At 43.2% G+C, this 20494-nt stretch carries 23 protein-coding genes and 1 riboswitch; of the genes, 13 read left to right on the forward strand and 10 right to left on the reverse strand.

Translation table 11 applies throughout. The annotated features are described in order from the left end of the window. Positions 1-67: 67 nt before the first annotated feature. Positions 68-901: a glycerophosphodiester phosphodiesterase gene (locus MHZ92_RS16690; protein WP_239432842.1), complete on the forward strand. Its 834-nt coding sequence runs from the start codon at positions 68-70 to the stop codon at positions 899-901. Positions 902-993: 92 nt separating this feature from the next. On the opposite strand, the gene MHZ92_RS16695 is transcribed toward MHZ92_RS16690, so the two are convergent. After that, complete coding sequence (locus MHZ92_RS16695; RefSeq protein WP_239432843.1) at positions 994-1149, reverse strand: hypothetical protein; 156 nt, start codon at positions 1147-1149, stop codon at positions 994-996. 519 nt (positions 1150-1668) lie between these two features. Between MHZ92_RS16695 and MHZ92_RS16700 the strand changes: the two genes are divergently transcribed. The 5 genes from MHZ92_RS16700 to MHZ92_RS16720 all read left to right on the forward strand — a co-directional run bounded on the left by MHZ92_RS16700 (position 1669) and on the right by MHZ92_RS16720 (position 6627). Beyond that, positions 1669-2364, forward strand: coding sequence for an RluA family pseudouridine synthase (locus MHZ92_RS16700; protein ID WP_239432844.1), 696 nt, complete (start codon positions 1669-1671; stop codon positions 2362-2364). A gap of 86 nt (positions 2365-2450) precedes the next feature. After that, positions 2451-3668, forward strand: a complete 1218-nt coding sequence (locus MHZ92_RS16705) for a carboxylate--amine ligase (RefSeq protein WP_239432845.1) — start codon at positions 2451-2453, stop codon at positions 3666-3668. Positions 3669-3781: 113 nt separating this feature from the next. Continuing rightward, the gene (locus MHZ92_RS16710; RefSeq protein ID WP_239432846.1) at positions 3782-3934 is read left to right on the forward strand and encodes a Fur-regulated basic protein FbpA; all 153 of its coding nucleotides are present in this window, start codon (positions 3782-3784) and stop codon (positions 3932-3934) included. 22 nt (positions 3935-3956) lie between these two features. Continuing rightward, complete coding sequence (locus tag MHZ92_RS16715; protein ID WP_255723622.1) at positions 3957-5408, forward strand: amidase family protein; 1452 nt, start codon at positions 3957-3959, stop codon at positions 5406-5408. 61 nt (positions 5409-5469) lie between these two features. Continuing rightward, complete coding sequence (locus MHZ92_RS16720) at positions 5470-6627, forward strand: DEAD/DEAH box helicase (protein ID WP_239432847.1); 1158 nt, start codon at positions 5470-5472, stop codon at positions 6625-6627. Between the two features lie 44 nt (positions 6628-6671). Here the strand turns inward: MHZ92_RS16720 and map are convergent, their stop codons facing one another. The 3 genes from map to MHZ92_RS21650 all read right to left on the reverse strand — a co-directional run bounded on the left by map (position 6672) and on the right by MHZ92_RS21650 (position 7976). After that, positions 6672-7421: a type I methionyl aminopeptidase gene (gene map, locus MHZ92_RS16725; protein ID WP_239432848.1), complete on the reverse strand. Its 750-nt coding sequence runs from the start codon at positions 7419-7421 to the stop codon at positions 6672-6674. A 78-nt stretch (positions 7422-7499) separates the two neighbouring features. Beyond that, positions 7500-7841 (reverse strand): DUF4870 domain-containing protein, encoded by a 342-nt coding sequence (locus tag MHZ92_RS16730; RefSeq protein ID WP_239432849.1) that lies wholly within the window; start codon positions 7839-7841, stop codon positions 7500-7502. Between the two features lie 48 nt (positions 7842-7889). Further along, the gene (locus tag MHZ92_RS21650) at positions 7890-7976 is read right to left on the reverse strand and encodes a hypothetical protein (protein WP_370644774.1); all 87 of its coding nucleotides are present in this window, start codon (positions 7974-7976) and stop codon (positions 7890-7892) included. Beyond that, a riboswitch (TPP riboswitch) is annotated at positions 7934-8035 on the forward strand. (Overlaps the previous gene by 43 nt.) A 163-nt stretch (positions 8036-8198) precedes the next feature. Here MHZ92_RS21650 and thiT point away from each other — a divergent pair. Then, positions 8199-8756 carry an energy-coupled thiamine transporter ThiT gene (thiT, locus tag MHZ92_RS16735; protein ID WP_239432850.1) on the forward strand — a complete coding sequence of 186 codons (558 nt, stop codon included), beginning with the start codon at positions 8199-8201 and terminating at the stop codon, positions 8754-8756. 753 nt (positions 8757-9509) lie between these two features. Here the strand turns inward: thiT and MHZ92_RS16740 are convergent. After that, positions 9510-10241, reverse strand: coding sequence for a tryptophan-rich sensory protein (locus tag MHZ92_RS16740; protein WP_239432851.1), 732 nt, complete (start codon positions 10239-10241; stop codon positions 9510-9512). Positions 10242-10401: 160 nt separating this feature from the next. Here MHZ92_RS16740 and MHZ92_RS16745 point away from each other — a divergent pair, with 160 nt between their 5' ends. After that, positions 10402-12207 (forward strand): M3 family oligoendopeptidase, encoded by a 1806-nt coding sequence (locus MHZ92_RS16745; RefSeq protein ID WP_239432852.1) that lies wholly within the window; start codon positions 10402-10404, stop codon positions 12205-12207. 7 nt (positions 12208-12214) lie between these two features. Then, on the forward strand, positions 12215-12760 hold the full coding sequence (locus MHZ92_RS16750; protein ID WP_370644770.1) for a GNAT family N-acetyltransferase: 546 nt from the start codon (positions 12215-12217) through the stop codon (positions 12758-12760). A gap of 134 nt (positions 12761-12894) precedes the next feature. On the opposite strand, the gene MHZ92_RS16755 is transcribed toward MHZ92_RS16750, so the two are convergent. The 3 genes from MHZ92_RS16755 to MHZ92_RS16765 form a co-directional block, all read right to left on the reverse strand. After that, entirely contained in the window at positions 12895-13470 is a 576-nt protein-coding gene (locus MHZ92_RS16755) for a beta-class carbonic anhydrase (protein WP_239432854.1), read from the reverse strand. 128 nt (positions 13471-13598) lie between these two features. Further along, positions 13599-13736, reverse strand: a complete 138-nt coding sequence (locus MHZ92_RS16760) for a hypothetical protein (protein WP_239432855.1) — start codon at positions 13734-13736, stop codon at positions 13599-13601. 105 nt (positions 13737-13841) lie between these two features. Continuing rightward, positions 13842-15074: an aminopeptidase gene (locus tag MHZ92_RS16765; RefSeq protein ID WP_239432856.1), complete on the reverse strand. Its 1233-nt coding sequence runs from the start codon at positions 15072-15074 to the stop codon at positions 13842-13844. Positions 15075-15294: 220 nt separating this feature from the next. Here MHZ92_RS16765 and motA point away from each other — a divergent pair, with 220 nt between their 5' ends. Together motA and motB are read left to right on the forward strand one after the other, a co-directional pair. Next, entirely contained in the window at positions 15295-16110 is an 816-nt protein-coding gene (motA, locus tag MHZ92_RS16770) for a flagellar motor stator protein MotA (protein WP_239432857.1), read from the forward strand. Further along, complete coding sequence (gene motB, locus MHZ92_RS16775; RefSeq protein ID WP_239432858.1) at positions 16094-16855, forward strand: flagellar motor protein MotB; 762 nt, start codon at positions 16094-16096, stop codon at positions 16853-16855. The genes motA and motB overlap by 17 nt, the downstream gene beginning before the upstream one ends. A gap of 92 nt (positions 16856-16947) precedes the next feature. On the opposite strand, the gene MHZ92_RS16780 is transcribed toward motB, so the two are convergent. Both MHZ92_RS16780 and MHZ92_RS16785 read right to left on the reverse strand, forming a co-directional pair. Beyond that, positions 16948-17169 (reverse strand): DUF1128 domain-containing protein, encoded by a 222-nt coding sequence (locus MHZ92_RS16780; protein WP_239432859.1) that lies wholly within the window; start codon positions 17167-17169, stop codon positions 16948-16950. Positions 17170-17264: 95 nt separating this feature from the next. Further along, positions 17265-18803 (reverse strand): alanine/glycine:cation symporter family protein, encoded by a 1539-nt coding sequence (locus MHZ92_RS16785; RefSeq protein ID WP_239432860.1) that lies wholly within the window; start codon positions 18801-18803, stop codon positions 17265-17267. A 291-nt stretch (positions 18804-19094) separates the two neighbouring features. Here MHZ92_RS16785 and MHZ92_RS16790 point away from each other — a divergent pair, with 291 nt between their 5' ends. Together MHZ92_RS16790 and MHZ92_RS16795 are read left to right on the forward strand one after the other, a co-directional pair. Next, a complete protein-coding gene (locus MHZ92_RS16790; protein ID WP_239432861.1) occupies positions 19095-19472 on the forward strand; it encodes a YtxH domain-containing protein in 378 nt (125 codons plus the stop codon). 23 nt (positions 19473-19495) lie between these two features. Continuing rightward, a complete protein-coding gene (locus MHZ92_RS16795; protein WP_370644772.1) occupies positions 19496-20482 on the forward strand; it encodes a YihY/virulence factor BrkB family protein in 987 nt (328 codons plus the stop codon). Positions 20483-20494: the final 12 nt, after the last annotated feature.

Below are 20494 nucleotides of genomic sequence, written 5' to 3' on the forward strand. Positions count from 1 at the left end.
TTATGATATTCTAATAGAAAGATAATTCGGAAATTGTAAATCCGATGAGAGAATGTGGGGAATTCATATGAGAAAACATAGTCTGTTTTGCTTGGCGATTGTAGGGGCTTGCCTTTTTCTTCTAGTCGGTTACAATGATCAGTCGAAAAAGGTTCATCATTCAAAAATGATTAGTGTAGCCCACCGAGGTGCTTCCAGTTTGGCTCCAGAAAATACTCTTGCTGCTTTTCATAAAGCAGTTGAACTTCGTGCAGACTATTTGGAGACGGATGTTCACCTTTCCAAAGACGGGGAACTGATTATCATGCATGACGACAAAATCGATCGTACCACAAATGGAAGCGGTTACATTAAAGAGATGACGTTAGCGGAGTTAAAAGAATTGGATGCCGGCGGAACGTTCGGTAGGGAGTTCGAAGGCGAATCGATCATCACACTTAACGAATTACTGGAAGAATTTTACGACCAGGTCGGATTTTTGATAGAGTTGAAAAACCCTAAAAACTATCCGGGAATTGAAGAGAAAGTCGTTGAATTAGTAAAGGATTATTACGAATTCAGTTCAATTATTATCCAATCATTCGATGCCGATTCTATGATGAAAGTACATACTCTCTTGCCTGAAATTGAAGTGGCGGTTCTTATTCATCCTTCCGAATCTCTTCTATCCGCAAAAAGATTGGATGAACTGACATCCTTTGCATCTTATATAAACTTTAACGTTTCTTTTGTGAGCAAGAGGACGGTCGACAATGTGCATAAACGTGGCAGCAAAGTGCTCGTTTGGTCAAAGAAAGATAAAAGGCTAGTCTCAAAGGCACAGAAGTTTGGAGTGGACGGAATCATCTCTGACTTTTCAGCATGGCCAACAGATGAGCCGATTTACTTAGTACAAGAATAAGGATACCGAAGCAAAAAGCCGAATGAATCAGTTCGGCTTTTTCTTTTGGTAAAAATATTTAAGCAAAATGTTTGTAGATGGAATGTAAGAGCTTACCTTTCAGCACATACCATTGATTTCCGTTTCGATTGGACGCTTTCCGCGGGCACGGCTTCAGCCTCCTCGTCACTCCGTTCCTGCGGGGTCTTCAGCTCGCGCTGTTCCCGCCGGAGTCGCCAATCTCCACTCCAATCAATTGGAGGATACATGGAATCCTAAACCACTATCGAAATTTGAAAGGACTTCAAGTATTTTATTTTACTTGAATGATGTTTAAAGTAATAGAAGCAAGTTATTGGTACAAATAAATTTGCGTTTCCAATTTGGAGCAGAAGGCGCCGACTCCTGTGGGATTAGCGAACGCCGTTACAAAGAACGGCGTTTGCGAGCATAAGCGTAGCGTTGCGAGCAGAATATTGTAGGATGCCTTAATTTCTGCAAAGGACGCAGAAATACGGCAAATCGAACCCTTCGCTGTTCGATTGGCTCACCGCCCGCCCCACGGAAAGCGTGCGCCTGGAGCGGAAATCAACACGTTCTAGTTTCTATTTAGAAAAGTAATACCAAACTTATATCAATACCCACAAAAACTAGATTGGCAAAAATGCCTGGCGGATAAAGTGGGCGAACTATAGTATGATAGACGGAATGGAGGTGAACCGGAATGAAGAATGAATACTTGAATAGAGAAATTTGTCCGGCAATATTATTGAAAGGAACTGTGAAAGTTGAACATACGCATTATATATGAAGATAATCATTTGTTAGTAGTGGAGAAGCCCGTCAATATACCGGTGCAAGGGGATGAGAGTGGGGATGCTGATTTGCTCTCATTGTTGAAAGCAGATTTGAAGAAGCGCTATCAGAAACCGGGAAATGTCTATCTAGGCCTCGTCCATCGGCTGGACCGTCCTGTCGGGGGTGTGCTCGTTTTTGCGAAAACATCAAAAGCGGCATCCCGTCTATCCGACGTCTTACGAAAAAGGGAAATGAAGCGGACGTACCTCGCAGTCGTTCGAGGTGCTTTGGATGAGAAAGGTATCCTTACGCATCATCTATGGAAGGATGTAAAGAAAAATATAGTGCACGCAGTCAAGGTGTCCCATCCCGGGGGAAAGAAGGCAGTTCTTGACTATGAAACATTGGAAAAGAAGGACGGGATGAGCTTGCTCGCCATCCGGCTACATACAGGAAGATCACATCAAATCCGTGTGCAAATGGCAACATCCGGTGCTCCACTTTACGGAGACCAGAAATATGGCCAGCAAGTGAACCGGCCAGGTCAGCAAATTGCATTATGGGCACATACATTGTCCTTCCCGCATCCAACGACAAAAGAAATTCTCACTTTCGAGTCCACTCCGCCATCCGAGCATCCTTGGAATGTTTGGAAGCGGATAGGTGCAACATTGTTACCAACGTGAATATGTAAGATAAGGACTCCTGCTTTATTGACATCGAAATTCTGGAACTCTACACTAAGATAGAGAAAAGCATGTTGGAGGAAATTATGACAAATCATCCATTCATCCCGATTATAGTAGGGACTGATATTAACGCATACAATATGGCCATTTCATTTCATGAGGCTTACGGAATCCACCCGATCCTCGTTGGTAAAGAACCTTTATCTTTTACGAGTCTGAGTACAATTCCTGGCGCGATTGAGTTGAACCCGAAATTAGGGGAAAGGGACGAGTTCGTTCGCTTCCTGAAACAAGTTGCAACAAAATATAAGGCGCAAGGGAAAAAACTGCTTCTGATTGGAACGAATGACTTATACGTCCGCTTGATTATCGAAAACCGTGAAGTACTAGCGGAAGATTTCGTTTTCAATTATATTGACGAGGAGTTAATGAATAATCTTCTTGTAAAGAAGAATTTCTACCGGCTTTGTGAGGAGCATGGCATTGATACGCCATCGACCTATTTCTACTCATGTGAAACCGACGATCGTTTCGACGACGAAGTTATGTTCCCGGTCATCATTAAACCGAGCAATGGAGTGCAATATTACAAGCACCCATTTGAAGGAATGCAAAAAGTATATAAAGTCGATTCATATGAAGAAATCCAGAAAGTCATCGACACAATCAAGAAAAGTGGCTATCGTGACGATTTGATTATCCAAGACTTCATTCCGGGTGATGATACATATATGTGGGACTCCGTGTTCTACATTAATTGCAAAGGGAACTCCGAGCTGATCACGTTTGGACAAGTCGTTCTTCAAGAGCATACTTTGACGGCTATCGGCAATTATACCGCGGTCATCACCCGGTATAATGAAGAAATGATGCTGAAGCTGAAAGGGTTCTTAGAAGCTCTCAATTACGTCGGGTACGCAAATTTCGATTTGAAATTCGATCATCGTGACGGCAAGTTCAAAGTGTTTGAAGTAAATATTCGACAAGGCCGTTCTAGTTATTACATCACATCTTGCGGGCATAACTTGGCGAAGAACTTTGTGGATGACCTCATTTACGACGTCGAAAAGCCGTTGACATTATTAGATGAAAAATTCCTTTTTACAGTTGTTCCGAAAATCGTCCTACGGAAATTTGTCGACAACCCGAAAATCCGTAAAGAGGTCAATCAGCTACTGCGAGCAGGAAAATATGCGAATCCGCTATTTTATAAAAGAGATAAGAGCTTCAAAAGAAAACTTTACCTTTTCATGAGGCAAATTAATTATTACCGTAAGTATAAAAATAATAAATGGTCATGAAATCACCCTGCTGCATTGATCGCAGCGGGGTTTTTTTGGTTAATTCTTCATTGTTTACGGATTTCATTAAAGTGGAATAGATAGTTGTCAACTTTGTAGGAGGAATTAGGAACGTGAAAAAACAAGAAAATCCAGTACTTGACAACAAGAGAGATATCATTATTGAAAGGCTGGTCGATGAAGGTATTTATAAAGTAAACGGTAAACAATTATATGAACTATCTTTATATGAATTGATGAAACAGTATACAATGAGAATAGAGTAAAGCTCATCTAGGGGGGATTTGCTTGACTAAGAAATTGGATGAACTACGATTGGAATGGCTGGAGGAAGCAACCATCCGGCAAATGCAGGAAAGAATGTCTGTCGGGAAGCTGACGTCAGAACAATTGACCGTCATGTATTTGCAGACGATCGGACAAAGAGACCGAAATGTGAATGCTGTTTTAGAGGTGAACCCGCAGGCAGTCCAAATAGCCCGGGCACTTGATGAGGAACGTCGCGCAGGAATCGTGCGGTCGTTCTTGCACGGCATCCCGGTATTGTTGAAAGATAATATGGATACAGGGGATGGTATGCATACGAGCTGTGGATCTTTGGCCATGCAAAACCATTTCGCTGAGGATGATGCTTTTTTAGTAAAAAAACTCCGTGAAGCGGGTGCAGTCATTTTAGGTAAGACGAATATGACCGAATGGGCGAATTTTATGTCAGATCGCATGCGAAATGGGTGGAGTTCACGCGGAGGACAAGTGAAAAATCCGTATGGGCTCTTTGATGTCGGCGGATCGAGTTCCGGCGCGGCTGCCGCGGTTGCAGCTAATATGGCAGCCGTTTCTATCGGAACTGAAACGAGCGGCTCCATCATTAATCCATCCGCCCAAAATGCGCTCGTCGGCATTAAACCGACTGTCGGAGCAATCAGTAGAAGCGGTATTATCCCGCTGTCCTTCACCCAAGACACCCCAGGTCCACTAGCACGTACGGTGGAAGACGCCGCAATAACATTTGGGCTCATGGTCGGCTATGATGAAACCGATCCAGTTACGAAGGGAGCTGATCGTTTCAAGGGGGTTGATTGGCTATCGTTACTCGATGAAACATCGCTCTCTGGAAAAAGAATCGGCATCGCCCGATCAATATTCGCAGGGGAGATCTCGACGGAACGAAAAAGTCAGTTCGAAGACGCTCTTCGCCACCTGGAATCATTAGGCGCGGAACTTATTGATGAGATTGATTTGGGGACGATGGAAGATGATTTAGGCTATGACGTCCTCCTGTATGAATTCAAAGCGGCACTAAATGAATATCTCGGGAAAACCCCGGCGACAAATCCAATCCGCACATTATCCGATATTATCCAATACAATAAGGAACATGCAGAAGAAACGTTGAAATATGGGCAAGTGATGTTAGAAAAAGTCGACCGGACGAGTGGGACGTTGACCGAGCCGGAATATATTAAGGCTTTGTTGCGCAACCGACACTTGGCAGGCGAATTGGCTCTCGATCGGGCTTTTGATGAGCATAGGATTGATTGTCTCGTATTCCCTCAAGATCATGGATGTAGTTTTAGCGCGGCAGCAGGGTATCCCGCAATTACGGTACCCGCTTCGTTTACGGAAGAAGGCGAACCTTTTTGCATTACGCTTTGCGGCAAGGCGTATTCCGAGCCAGAACTAATCGGCTATGCTTATGCATTTGAACAGGCGACAAAAGCAAGAAGAAAACCAAACTGACTTGAAAGAAATGCGAATCCGGTTCATTATAAGATAAGGAACAGTGAAAGCGGGGATGAGAATGTCCTTCTTGGAAAAAATGGACGATAGTATTAGAAGTAAGTGGAAGTTTGAAAGGGAAACACCGATTCAAAACCAAATGATTCCAGAACTCTTGAATGGCCGTGATGTCGTAGCAGAATCGCCGACTGGAACTGGGAAAACACTTGCTTATGTGTTGCCGATCCTTCAACAAGTTGATGGGAAAAAAATGCAGACGCAAGCGCTGATCATGGCTCCTTCCCAAGAGCTATCGATACAAATCGTAAATGTCATTCGTGAGTGGGTAGAAGGAACGGATATCACGGTGACCCAATTAATTGGCGGTGCCAATATGCAGCGGCAAATCGAACGTTTGAAGAAAAAGCCGACAATCGTAGTCGGGACTCCGGGACGCCTCGTCGAACTCGTAAAAGCGAAACGGTTAAAGATGCATGATATCCGTTATATCGTATTGGACGAAGGAGATCAGCTCCTATCACGCGATTATCGTGTCATCGTAAAAAATCTGATCGAAGCGGCGAATCCTGAACGCCAAGTCGCTGTCGTTTCCGCAACAATTACCGATGAAATCGAAATCGTCGCCAAAAAGCTGATGAATGACCCGATCCGATTGAAAGTTTCCGTCGAAGACATGCAATTGACAGGAAAAGTCGTCCATTCATTCGTAAAAACGGAGGCAAGGAACAAGACGGATCTGTTGCGCGGGCTATCCCATTTGCCGTCAATCAGAGCACTTGCCTTTATGAATAATGTGGACCAGCTACGGATGAAGGAATTAAAGTTGCAATATAACGAAGCTCCGATAGCTGTCCTGTATTCATCGATGACGAAGTTCGAAAGGCAGGACACATTGGAAAAGTTCCGAAAGGGTGCTATTCGAATTTTAATCGCGACAGATTTGGCTGCAAGAGGATTAGATATCCAAGGATTGACGCATGTCATCCATGTCGACGTTCCGCATACGATCGAGCAATATTTACACCGCTCGGGTCGGACAGGACGTGCAGGAGAGGATGGGGAAGTGCTGACTTTGCTCTCGTATCCTGAGGAGCGGACGTACAGAAAGCTTACGAAAGGCTTTAAGCCTGTTCAGAAAGTATGGTATAAAGGTCAGTTGACCGAAGGTAATTCGAAAACGACAGGCAGTCAAAAAGCGACAAAAAATCCGAAGAGATGAAAAAGGGCAATGCCGAGAAATTTCGGCAAGCCCTTTTTATTATATCAATCAAGTTTCGTTAAAATAATCGGTTCGTCTTTTGTCACGATAATCGTATGTTCAATTTGAGCGACGAGGGATTTATCCGGCGTGACAAATGTCCATCCGTCTCCAAGCTCGATAATATGCTCAGCTTTTTCAGAGATGAACGGTTCAACTGCCAACACCATACCTTCTTTCATCAATGTTTTATCCCAAGCGTCATAATAGTTAAGAATATGTTGCGGCTCCTCGTGCAAAGAAGTTCCGATTCCGTGACCCGTCAAGTTTTTGATGACTTTTAAGCCATTATCTCTCGCTTCCCGCTCAACTGCTTTTCCGATTTGGTTCAATCTAGAGCCGGCTTTCACTTTCGTCATGGCGCGGTCAAATGCGCTCTTCGCCACGTCACAAAGCAGTTGTTTTTTCTCGTCACTTGTACCGACTACAAATGAAATGCCTGTATCTGCAAAATACCCGCCAAGAGAAGCGGATACATCGATATTGACAAGGTCGCCGTCTTGGATGACTCTTGAACCAGGAATGCCGTGGGCAACTTCATGATTGACACTGATGCATGTATAGCCCGGGAACTCATATTGGTCGATCGGTGCTGAAACGGCTCCACGCTCTGCCAATAGCTTTCCTCCGAGTTCATCGATCTCTTTTGTCGTAACACCAGGCACAGTTGCTGCCTTCATCGCTTCCCGAACCTCCGCTACGATACGGCCGATTTTCTTTAACGCTTCAATTTCTTCGTTATTTTTAACAATCATTATTTACAGGTCCTTTCTTCAAAAACGTAATTTTCATCTGATTATAACATAGTTATTCTACGCAAAAAGCGAGTGTGCTTATTTCAACACTTTCACGCCTTGATACACATTCCAGATGACGACGATCAAAAATAGTAGTCCATAAATGAGCATGAACAGAAAAGGAGCGAGTCCCCAAAAGTCGAATTGTCCTGTTAACATTGTATGCATTCTCGCTTCATATGAAATCATTGAATATGAAAATAATATGAAACCGGCAATTAATAAAACGACAGGCGCCAAATGTGATATGAGCGAACGCTTCGCATGCCCCTTTACTTCATAGTCATCCGTGACAAAATAGACGATTGCGGGTAAAAGAAGCGGCGAAAAGAAGATGCTGAAATAACAAAGAGCGGATAATAGTTTATGATTGGTCAAAGGGAACCCCCCATTCTTATTAGTAGTTTCAATACAATACCATCTTGCTTAAAAATACTGTAACATATACAATGGAGTTGACAATTGAATTACAAGACCACAAGGGGTGCCTTCATTGGCTGAGATTGGACAGATGTCCTGACCCTTCGAACCTGTAAGTTCATGCTTGCGTAGGGATGTGGATAGGAAACTGACAACGATATCGATGTCTCGGTTCTATCCGGGATGTCGTTTTTTGTTGCAAAGGAATAAATCTGTTTTTATAACCGTAGCCATGTCAGGCTTTATTCAAACATGATTGGATTAATGCCTTTCTCTTTCCGTATCCCTCCGACAAAAAAAGAGGAGGAGTTTCAATTGGATCGTAAACGTCTTCAGTTGTTGTTAGAGGTCGCTATTTTAGGAGCATTATCGTTTGTATTGGATAACTTAACGTTATTCAAAATGCCTCAAGGGGGATCCATCACATTATCCATGTTGCCGGTTATTTTGATGGCCTATCGTTGGGGAATTGCGGGTGGTTTATTAACGGGATTAATCTCGGGGCTTCTCCAAGCGGTAATAGGGGGTTATATCATCCACCCGGTGCAAGGCGCATTGGACTATTTTGTAGCTTACACGGTTGTTGGATTGGCGGCTACAACAATTACTTGGGTACTTAAAAGCAAATCGGAGGGACGTAAAGGCTCGATGGCGGCAGCGATTGTTGTCGGGACCGTCTTGGGAGGTCTTCTTCGATATTTGACTCACTTCATTGGTGGAATGGTGTTTTTCGCTGATGCGGCCGGAGATCAGCCAGTTTGGCTATACTCTTTGGTATACAATGGCTCCTATATGATTCCATCCATCATTTTATGTGCGATAGTTGCCGCAATATTATTTACAAGCGCACCGAGACTTATTCAAAGAACATAAAAAAGCAGGGGCATGGTAAACATGTTCCTCACAGGCTATAGACAATCACCTGGAATATTGGTGTTTGTCTATAGTCTTTTCTTTTAAAAATAAGTAAAACTAGAAATGTTGATTTCCGCTATAGGCGGACGCTTTCCGCGGGCACGGCTTCAGCCGCTTCCCTCGCTATGCTCAGTCCAGGGTCTTCAGCTCGTGCTGTTCCCGCAGGAGTCGCCGCCCTCCGCTCCAATCAACAATGTTTCCTGTAACCGAAGAATAATATGAATGAAAGCGAACAGGAGCAAATGCTGACCCTAGAGCAGTTGGTCATTCAAGATTACTGGGTTCAGATAAAGGTTGTGTCCATTAATCACCTTAGAACTATCCATTAGTGAAGGTCTTTACTCAACCACAGGGAGACTAAGCCTAGATTCTGTTGTCCTCATCAAGAGTTGCAATAGCATGCGGGTCTATTTAGCATATTCGTTAATATTTATATTGGGGCACTTGTTGCTTGTAGTGCAGGCGCTCGACTCCTGCGGGAATAGCATGAGTCTTGAGACCCCGCAGGGAAAGCCGTTACGAAGAACGGCTTTTGCGACCAAAAGCGAAGCGTTGGGAGCACCACCCGAGGAGGCTCAAGCCATGCCCGCGGAAAGCGAGCGCCGGAACGGAAAGCAACGGATTTGAGGAGTTTTTCATTTCAAATGACAATAAAAGGGCTGTCACTCAAAGTCAGTTTTCATTGACTTTCAGTGACAGCCCTTATAATTTTTAATGCTCTGTGCGTCTGTTCGAAAACAGGAAGATACATGCGATGATGACGGCTGATAGGAAGATGGCGGCAGCGGAGATGAACAGCTCCTCCGTCCCGTTCATGACTGCAATGCCGACAAAAGCCCATACGAAAACGAGATTCATTACATAATCCTTGTGATGATACATAAAATGTAAAGCGAACGCTGTGGATACCGTTAGATAAATGACGGCCCATAAAGGATCGCTTAATCCAAACCCTGTCCAGCCATGGATCATAAGCAAATAACTGGAGTTTGAAAGAACTGTGATGAAAACCCAGCCTGTCAGCAAACTGATTGGCGCTCTTCCAAGCAATTGGTTTTCCCGCTTCGGGTACGACAAGTAAAGGAGCAACAACACAAGTAGATGAACAATTCTTGTAAAGACCGTACCCGTAAACAATTCGAAATGCCATTGGAAAATCCAAACAAATTGCAGAAGGCAGTTTAATACGAAAAGGAAAGTGATGCGGTTTTGTTGCGTAGTGCTCATCTTGTGGCGAGTCTTATGGAAGTTAAAGATCCAGAAAAAGAATAAAATGTAGAGTCCCCAACTGCTAATAAGGACATAGTTCGCCGGGATGAAGAGCAGCGGCAGCCGTTTTGTAATTTCTGCCGTTGTCAGCCCGTTCAATGAGAAAAAACTTGCGATTATATTCAATATGATGACTGTACAAAGTGACAGGTTCATTAGAAGTATTCTAGACATAAGTACATCCTCCCTCTGAACAGTATACATAGGAATGGGGATTTGTGCGAAAGAAAGTATGAAGTTTCCGTCACAAATCTAATATTTCGAACCCCGAAGATTCATGGTATAATCAAAACAGGCTTTTTTAAAATTTTCTAAATGATTAGGGGGATATTCATTGACTACAACAAAAGTATATTCACAAGTATGGGATTTGGATGTGTTCTTTAAAGGCGGGAGCGGTTCTGAGGAACTTCGTTCGCATCTAGATTCAGTAAAAGAGCAAATTGGGGAATTGGAAAATCTCGCATCAGCTGCTCAAACGCCTACAACGAAAGAAGAGGCAGATCGTATTCTTCATATCATTGAAGAGATTACAAATACAGGAAAAAACCTACGGCAAGCAGGAGCTGTCATCGGTTGTTTCCTCGCTGCAAATACGAAAGATAAAAAGGCGTTGATTCTCCAAGCGGAAGTCGGTTCTCTCGGGGCACGCTACCAGACGGCCATCTTAAAAATTAAGCAAGTAGTTGCAAAGACGGATGAAACGGTTTGGACAGAATTGCTTGCTACAGAGCAACTATCACAATTCGATTTTGTTCTACAGGAGTGGCGCGAAGAAGTTCAACTGAAACTATCTGAGGCAGAAGAAGCTCTTATCACGGCGTTGAGCGTCGATGGTTATCAAGGCTGGGGACAACTTTACGACCAACTTGTCGGTGATATTACAATTGAAATGGCAGTCGACGGGGAAGAGAAGAAGCTATCTGTCGGTCAGGCGAATAATTTAAGCTCACATGCGGACGTGAACGTACGTAAGGAAGCTTTTGAAAAACTTGAAGAAGCGTGGGAGTCGAAAGAGGATTTCTTTGCATCTGCATTAAACCATCTGGCAGGCTTCCGTTTGGCGGTCTATAAAAAGCGCGGCTGGGACTCCGTTTTAAAGGAGCCACTCATGCGAAATCGGATGAGCCAAGAGACGCTTGATGCAATGTGGGGGGCAATCAGTGCCAATAAAGCTCCTTTTGTGGACTATTTGAAGAAGAAAGCTGAACTATTAGGAAATGAAAATATGAATTGGTATGATTTAGATGCGCCTGTCACATCGTCCACTAAAAAAATGTCTTTCCAGGAAGGTGCAGAGTTCATCCTAGAGCATTTCGGTAAATTCGGTCCGGAATTGGAATCCTTCTCACGGAAAGCATTTGAAGATAGCTGGATAGAAGCGGAAGACCGTGCTGATAAACGTCCGGGAGGATTCTGTACAGGGATGCCGGTTTCAGAGCAATCTCGTATTTTCATGACGTACAGCGGCTCAATGTCCAATGTCGCGACGTTGGCTCATGAGTTAGGCCATGCATTCCACTCATACGCATTGCGTCCAGTACACTACATGAATCGACAATATGCAATGGGCGTTGCGGAAACAGCATCGACATTCGCAGAAATGATCGTCGCAGACGCTTCTGTCAAGTCTGCTGAAACGGAAGAAGAAAAACTTGCACTACTTGAGGATAAAGTTCAGCGAAGTGTGGCATTCTTCATGAATATACACGCACGCTTCTTATTCGAAACACGTTTTTATGAGGAGCGGAAAAACGGTATCGTCCCAGCCGCAAGACTGAATCAATTAATGAAAGAAGCACAAAAAGAGGCATATGCAGGTGCGCTTGATACCGTCCATCCGCATTTCTGGGCTTCGAAGCTGCATTTCTATATTACAGGGGTGCCATTTTACAACTTCCCATATACATTCGGATACTTGTTCTCATTGAGCATTTATGCGAAGGCTCTTGCGGAAGGGGAGTCGTTTGAACAGAAATATCTCGCACTATTACGCGATACAGCGGTCATGTCTGTCGAAGATCTTGCGATGAAGCATCTTGGAGAAGACATTACAAAAGAGGAATTCTGGGCCAAAGGTGTGGCATTATGTGTGAAAGATGTCGAAGAGTTTTTGAAAATAGCTTCCGAAGAAAGGTGAAGGGGCATTGATTCTGCTTGAAGGACGAACTTGTTATTTGCGTATATTAACAGAAGATGACGCGGCCATTTTCACCGAGCTGCTGAAGGCCAATCGAGAGTATTGGACAGTATTTGAGCCTCGTCACGACTCAAGTTATTATACGGTTTCTGTCCAACGGGATAAAATAAGGGAATCCATTTATCAAATGAGAGATCGACGCGAATACAATTTTGGTATTTTTGACGCCGAAACAAGCAGGTTGATTGGTCACATATCGTTATACAGTATAAAAAGGCTTCCGTTTTCAAGCGGGTTCGTCGGTTATTCGATCGACGAACGTGAAACGGGAAGGGGACTCGCAACGGAAGCGGTGAAAATCGTTACGAAATTCGCATTCGAAACTCTTTCATTACATCGGGTGGAGGCGTTTGTTTCACCGCGAAATATCGGTTCTGTGAAAGTGTTGGAGAATGCAGGTTTTGTCCGTGAAGGGTTACTGAGGAAGCTGTTGTACATTAACGGTTTTTGGGAAGATCATTATATGTACGCGAGCTTGGCGGACGATTATTGAAAGGGTAAGACCGCCTGGCGGAAACTGGTGTCCAAAATAAAAAGCAGATTCTTCACATGAAGAATCTGCTTTTATGTTTTTTATAACTGTAGCGAACGTCCTCCGAATTTGTATATTTCCTAGGAAATACGATGTCAGTTTTCGTCGATTGAGTCGTATCCGTTCACAATGATATCGAGACGACCGGTGTCGGGGTGGGCCACAAGTCCGTGCACAGGTACTTTCCGATCCATGAGGGGATGATTACGTACTTGGTCGACACTGCTTTTCACACTTTCCGTAACGTCATTGAAGCCACGGAGCCAATCTTTCATATTGACACCGGAATAACGCAATGTTTTGAAGAGGCTTCGATCCACTCCACGCTCAACCATCTTTCCGATAATTTGTTCCGTGTCAATGGAACTCATGCCACAATCATGATGACCAATTATATATACTTCATCTGCCCCCAATTCATAAAGGGCAATCAGAATGCTCCTCATAACACTCCCAAAAGGATGGGTGACAATAGCACCGGCACTTTTAATTATTTTCGCATCGCCATTCTTTAAATTCATCGCTTTTGGAAGTAGTTCCGTAAGTCTTGTGTCCATACAAGTTAAAATGACGATCTTCTTATCTGGAAATTTCGTAGTGGCGTATTCCTCGAACTTCCTTTCGTTGACAAATTCTTTATTATATTCAATTATTTCTGACAGTATAGTCATGCAATGGCCTCCCTTTTCGAAACTAGATTTTCATGATAATAGATTACTTTCAACTGTCTTGCTAATGGTTTCCTTAATTTTATTAGTGTACAGAAAAAGAAAAGAGCTGCCAAGTGGCAACTCTTTGTTTATTTTACGTCTGGCTTCGGATCCACTTTCGACGCATCGGAAGAATCCAGAGCCTTTGCGAGATAATGCATTGTAAATAATGCCGCTATACCAAGCATAACTGCGTATCCAATAACTGTAGTATACATCAAGCCCATGATAAGACCCCTCTCTACAATGAATATTTATTATACATTCATTATACTATAAACCTGCGATAATTAAAGAGATGATTCAAATGTTTTAACGAATTGTGTCCAAATTCAGAAGGCCCAGTTTCCATTACGGAATACAGGTTCAATTGTACCATCCTCTAAAATGCCGTCAATATCCATTTCTGCGGAACCAATCATGAAGTCGACATGTGTGATGCTTTGGTTGAGTCCATGTTGTTCCAACTCTTCCGTCGACATCGTTTTACCTCCTTCGATGCAGAAGGAATACGCACTGCCGATTGCCAGGTGGTTGGACGCATTTTCATCGAATAATGTGTTGTAGAACAATAGTCCAGATTCAGAAATTGGCGAAGCATGCGGAACTAATGCAACTTCCCCTAGATGCTTAGCCCCTTCATCTGTATCGATCAGACGCTTAAGCACTTCTTCTCCTTGGCCGGCTTTCACTTCAGTAATTCTTCCATTTTCGAATGTAATTGTGAAATCGTCGATGATATTACCACCGTAGCTTAACGGTTTCGTGTTTTTTACGTAGCCGTTTACGCCATCTTTATGCGGGACTGTGAATACTTCCTCAGTCGGCATATTTGCCATGAATGCATTTCCGTCGACGTTCACACTGCCGCCGCCAGCCCAAATATGTCCTTTCGGCAATTCGATTGTCAAGTCTGTGCCCGGTGCTTTGTAATGCAATTTGGCATAAGCTTTTTCATTCAAATAATCAGCTTTTTCATTCAAATTGCGGTCAAGTTCCTTCCATGCGCTGACAGCATCATCCTGGTCAGCCCGAACGGCTTTGAAAATTGCCTCCCAAAGTGCAGGAACTTGTTCAGATTCATCCAACTCCGGGAACATCTTTGCAGCCCATGCTTTGGAAGGAGCTGCTACTACGGACCAACTAAAACGGTCGGCCTGCAACATTTTGCGATAATTGCTAAGCGCCTTCCCACTAGCTTTTTGTGCATCCGCAATTCGGGAAGGTTCAACCCCTTTCAGCAAATCAGGGCTTTGTGAAACGACACTGACGAATGCAGCTCCGTTTTCTGCTAATTTTTCGCGCTCCATCACTTTCCATTCCGGAAAATCGGAAAATGATTCAGCAGGTGCCTTTTCAAAACGAAGTCTCGTCAGTGCATCATCAACCCAGTCGACGATGACGTGTCTCGCGCCGGCAGTATAAGCTTTGTCTGCCACCTTTCTAATAAGTTCTGCAGTCTCGATGGAAGCGCTTATATAGAGAACTTGATCCTTTTGGATGTTGGCCCCGACTTCCACAATTAACTTAGCGTAGTTTTCCAATTTTTGTTCAAATGTCGACAACAAAAAAACCTCCTTAGTCCGTATGTATTCATAGTACTCTACTGTCAGAAAACAGGCAAAGGGAAAAAGCAACAAACCGCGCGGATGCATCTTGACAAATATATGACAGGATCTCAGGATTTATCTTGGAAGATCGATATTTATTATTTATTATCCCTAAAGAAAAATGGAATTATGTCGAAATAAGAAGAAGTAGACTGTAGGACATGGAGGTACTTATATGGATTTATCAACCGTTGTTGGACTTATCCTTGGCATTGTGGCACTTTTTGTCGGTATGGCGATGAAGGGTGTAACGCCGGATAACCTGTTAAATATAGCTGCGATCCTCATCATTATCGTCGGAACGATGGCAGCGGTCGTAATCGCTTTCCCGATGAAGGAGATCAAACGGGTGCCAAAGCTGTTCGGTATCATTTTCAAGGAACAGCAATTGACAGCTGACTCTGATTTAATCAAGATGTTTTCGGGTTGGGCGGATATTGCAAGAAGGGAAGGCTTATTATCATTAGAAGCGAAAGCTGATGATATTACCGATCCGTTTTTGAAAAACGGTCTAGGGCTTGCAATCGATGGTCAAAATGCAGATTACATCCGTGATGTCCTTACCGAAGAAGTGGAGGCCATGGAAGAGAGGCATAAGTCGGGTGCACTTATCTTTTCACAAGCTGGGACGTATGCTCCGACTCTTGGGGTTTTGGGTGCGGTCGTCGGTTTAATCGCTGCACTGAAAAACATGAATGATGTCGAAGCGCTTGGGGCAGCCATTGCTGCAGCATTCGTAGCGACATTGTTAGGGATCTTCACTGGATATGTACTTTGGCATCCTTTCGCGAATAAGCTGCAACGCAAGTCGAAGGAAGAGGTACGCCAAAAAATGATGATGATCGAAGGTATCCTGTCCGTCCTTGAAGGGGAAGCGCCGAGAGTGATTGAACAGAAATTGGCGTCATATTTATCGATGGAAGAACGTCGAAAGCTCGCAGCGAAAAATACGAGCGACAAGGGGGCGGGACAGGTTGTCGAGGAAACGTAAGAAAAAGAGTGGGGATGAAGGTCATATTAATGAATCTTGGCTATTGCCATATGCTGACCTTATGACTTTACTGTTGGCTGTGTTCATTGTCTTATTCGCTTCAAGTGCATTAGATGAAGCTAAATTCAGTCAGATATCTTCCGTATTCAATCAGATTTTCGACGGGGGGACAGGCGTGATGGATAACGCCTCTCCGACTCCCGTGCCGGTACCTAAAGACAGTGCAGGAGAGGAAAATGAAAACTCTTCCTACTTAGAGGACCAACAGTCCCTTGAGGAAATTCAGGATAAGCTGGACGAATACATTGCCGTTCACGAGCTCGAAAATCAGTTCCAGACGAAATTAATTGAAGAGGGATTGCTCATCACGATTCGGGACAGTATCCTATTCGAGTCAGGAAAGGCGACGATCAAGCCGGAATATGATTCTTTGGCAAAAGATATATCCAATCTACTCGTCTTTGAAAAGCCACGTCAAATTGTCATAACGGGACATACAGATAACGTGCCGATCAATAACGCGGAATTTCCGTCCAACTGGGAACTGAGCATGATGCGTGCGATTAACTTCCTAAAGACGATCGTCAGTAATGATCAATTGGATCCACAGCTGTTTAGTGTGAAAGGGTATGGTGAAAATCAACCCGTCGCTTCGAACGACACGGCTGAAGGGAGAAGCAAGAACAGAAGGGTTGAAGTGCTTATTCAGCCCCTCGTTTTAAAAGACGGTACATCAGTTGAATGAACGATTTAAAACAGGTGAAGTCATCACCTGTTTTTTTTTTTATGGAAAAACCGGTATGCCAGAAAGTTTCTGACATACCGGTAGTGTGGTCGTTATTTACGCAATGCTCCTAGTTCAGCAGCGATGGCTTGCATTTCATTAGGACTAATATTGTCCCTTTTCATAACCATTTCGTACATGTAAACTAAGTCCTCGTATTGGGATGTGCTGAAGTTTTCAGCTTTCATTGCATCTACGTTGACCATGCGTAGTTTCTCTTTAATTCTTTCAATCATATACGTTACATTTTCAGGTGTAGGTTGAGATAGATCCATTATGTCGTCCACCCTTCATTAGCTTCGGACATAATCATCACATTAATCGACCGAGCTGTCAACCGATGCTGTTTTCCCCGTAAAATCTGTTCTTCTTATAAATTTACTTTATCTCTTTCCTGTACCCCTTCTCGATTAACAAGACCGTTTCCACCGGAATTCGAATTATTTTTTCTATTCTTTCTCTCTTCTGGACTGATATAACCATCTTTCCAGAAGTCCGCATTTTTGATTCCATATTTGGATGAATTAAAGACCGGATCTTTTCCTTGTTTCAATTGTTCTTCATAGTCTTTAAGCGCAATATTTGCCGGCTTGAATAACAAGAGAATGGCAATCAAGTTTAGCCATACCATTATTCCGAGTCCGATATCGCCCAATGCCCATGCTGTTGATGCTGTTCTTATGGATCCATAGAAAATGGAAACCAAAAGGACGAGCTTCAGGAGGGTAAACGCAATGCCTCTAAATTTACCCCGGACTAAATAGGCCAAGTTGGTCTCTGCGATGTAGTAATAGGCATAAATAGTTGTAAACGCAAAGAAGAACAAGGCGATGGCGACAAACCCTGCACCGAAACCTGGGAGGACGGTATCAACTGCCGCTTGCGTATAACCGGCTCCCGGTTCAACGCCTGGGACGTTTTCAACGATTGTTTGTCCTGTATTTTCGTCTATTACATTATATTGTTGTGTAAATAAAATCATCATTGCAGTAGCTGTAACAATTAAGAATACATCGAGATAAATGGAAAACGCTTGTACAAGACCTTGCTTCGTTGGATGGGAGACCTCAGCCGCAGCCGCAGGGTGAGCGCCTGTACCTTGACCGGCTTCATTCGCATAGAGTCCGCGTTTTACTCCCCACATGATTGCAGAACCAAGGATTCCGCCAAATAGTTGTTCAGCTCCGAAAGCGCTTTTGAAAATTAATGCAAAGACTGCAGGAATCTCGACAAAATTAACCACTATTACAACAATTGCAATTAACACATACGCTGCTGCCATGAAAGGAACGACAAGCTCCGCAGTTTTAGCAATTCGTTTGACACCACCAAAAATAGTAAAACCGACAAGTGCAACAACGATGATTCCAGTAAGTGTTTTGTCAAGACCAAAAGCATTGTGAATACTATCTGCGATTGCATTCGACTGTATCCCAGGCATCAAGAAAGCCATTGCAGTAAGTGTAGCGATTGCAAAAATGATTGCGAACCATTTCCATCCGAGTCCTTTTTCAATATAGAACGCAGGACCCCCACGATATTCTCCGTCTTGCTCTTCTTTGTACATTTGAGCAAGTGTCGACTCTACATAAGCTGACGTTGCACCGATGAAGGTGATGACCCACATCCAAAAGACGGCACCAGGTCCTCCAAAAGCGATCCCTGTTGCGGTACCTGCAATGTTCCCTACACCGATACGGCCTGATAATGACATCGCTAACGCCTGGAACGGAGATACCCCAGCATCCGAACCCTTACCTGAAGTTACGAGTTTAACCATTTCCTTGATGTGACGGATCTGTAAAAACCTTGTCCGAATACTGAAATAAAGACCACAAAAAACAATAAAGCCGATTAAGATAGGACTCCAAAGAATATCAACAATTGTGTTTACGATTTGTTCGAACAAATCGACTCCCCCTTTTGTTCTAAGTGTGTTAAATCTAGCTGAAATGAAAAAACCATTTCAATTGAAAACTCCCCCAATGATAGTTCCCCCACTATCGACTCCCTTTCTTAGTATTCTTAGTTAATAACTAATACATTAGACTATTAGGAATATTGATAGTCTTGAGCTATATATTCCGAAACTTCTTCGAATTAGTCAAGCTATTTTTTGTAAAAGCATGTCGATTGTTTGTTTTTTCAATCGAAGGGTATAATAAGATATGCAAATTAGAATGTTACTGGAGGGTTTTACGTGGGAAACAGCAAATTTGGGAAATTTATCATGTTGGGAGCAATTTTAGGAGGAGCTGTCAGCATGTTCGATAGAAGTACCCGTTATCAGGTGAAGAGGAAAACAAGCGCGATGATTGAACAAGTAGGGTATTATTCGAAAAATCCGGATGTCCTTAAAGAAAAGCTTCAACAACAGAAAGACAAATACGTATCGCTTTATGAACAAATTTCTGGCGACGCTGCATATATTAAAAGTCAGGTCGATGAATTGAAGACGTTAACTCCACAAGTAAAAGAGCTTGTTGTCGAAACGAAGGAAGCGTTCGTTGATTCTAAAGAGGAATACAAGGAAATTGTAAATGAATCGAAAGAGGCGAGTGAAGTAAAAAAGAGGTAAGCACCGGAAGGAGTGAGTCAAATGTGAAAAACAAAGACCCGTTTACTCCCAAAAAAGAAAACTCGCCTTCCAAAAAAGAAAAAAACGGTTTCATGGCAAATTCACAAATTATGAAATTCTTCGCGGACGTGAAGGATGGAGATTTGGAAAAATTCGATGTGACAACGACAAAAGGATTTTGGAAGGAGCTCCTAGTGAGAATCAGGATAGTGGATATTACAGGCTTAGGCTCTCAGTTAGCCTTCTTCTTTCTATTATCCCTATTCCCTCTATTAATCTTCTTGATTACACTGTTGCCCTTCTTAAATATCGATGAATCTCAGGTATTCTTATTCATAAGGGATTACGCACCTGAAAGTGTGTATACGCTCGTTCATACTACCATTGAAGAAATCTTGGAAAGCCGAAATGGGGGATTACTATCAATCGGAGCATTGGCCACAATATGGTCGGCCTCTAAAGGTATGAATGCTCTTACCAAAGCATTGAATCGTTCTTACCATGTTGAAGAATCGAGATCTTTCATCGTAGCAAGAGCGATGTCAGTCGTCTTCACCATCGCTTTGATTGTCGTATTGGTCATAGCCTTGGTGTTGCCGGTCTTCGGTCAACAGATTGGAACGCTAGCATTCTCTTATTTCGGTATGGAAGCAGGCTTCCTGAAGTTTTGGGGGAGTATGCGATGGGTTATACCACCAATCCTAATCTTTTTAGTTTTTTCCGCACTTTACTGGGCCGTCCCAAATCTGAAGATCCGATTAAAAAGCGCAATACCCGGCGCGCTTTTCGCAACAGCTGGATGGATACTGACTTCCTATGCATTCTCCTTTTATGTTGGGAATTTCGGAAACTACTCAAAGACCTACGGGAGCATTGGTGGAATTATCGTCCTGATGATGTGGCTTTATTTTTCAGCAATTATCCTAATGCTTGGTGGGCAATTGAACGCGGTCATGACAGAACGGAAGCAAGCGAAGCTCGCAAAAGAAAAGAGCAATGCAGTAAGTTAAATGCATTGCTCT

This window comes from Sporosarcina sp. ACRSL (assembly GCF_022346605.1).
In the GTDB taxonomy this organism is placed as follows: Bacteria; Bacillota; Bacilli; order Bacillales_A; family Planococcaceae; genus Sporosarcina.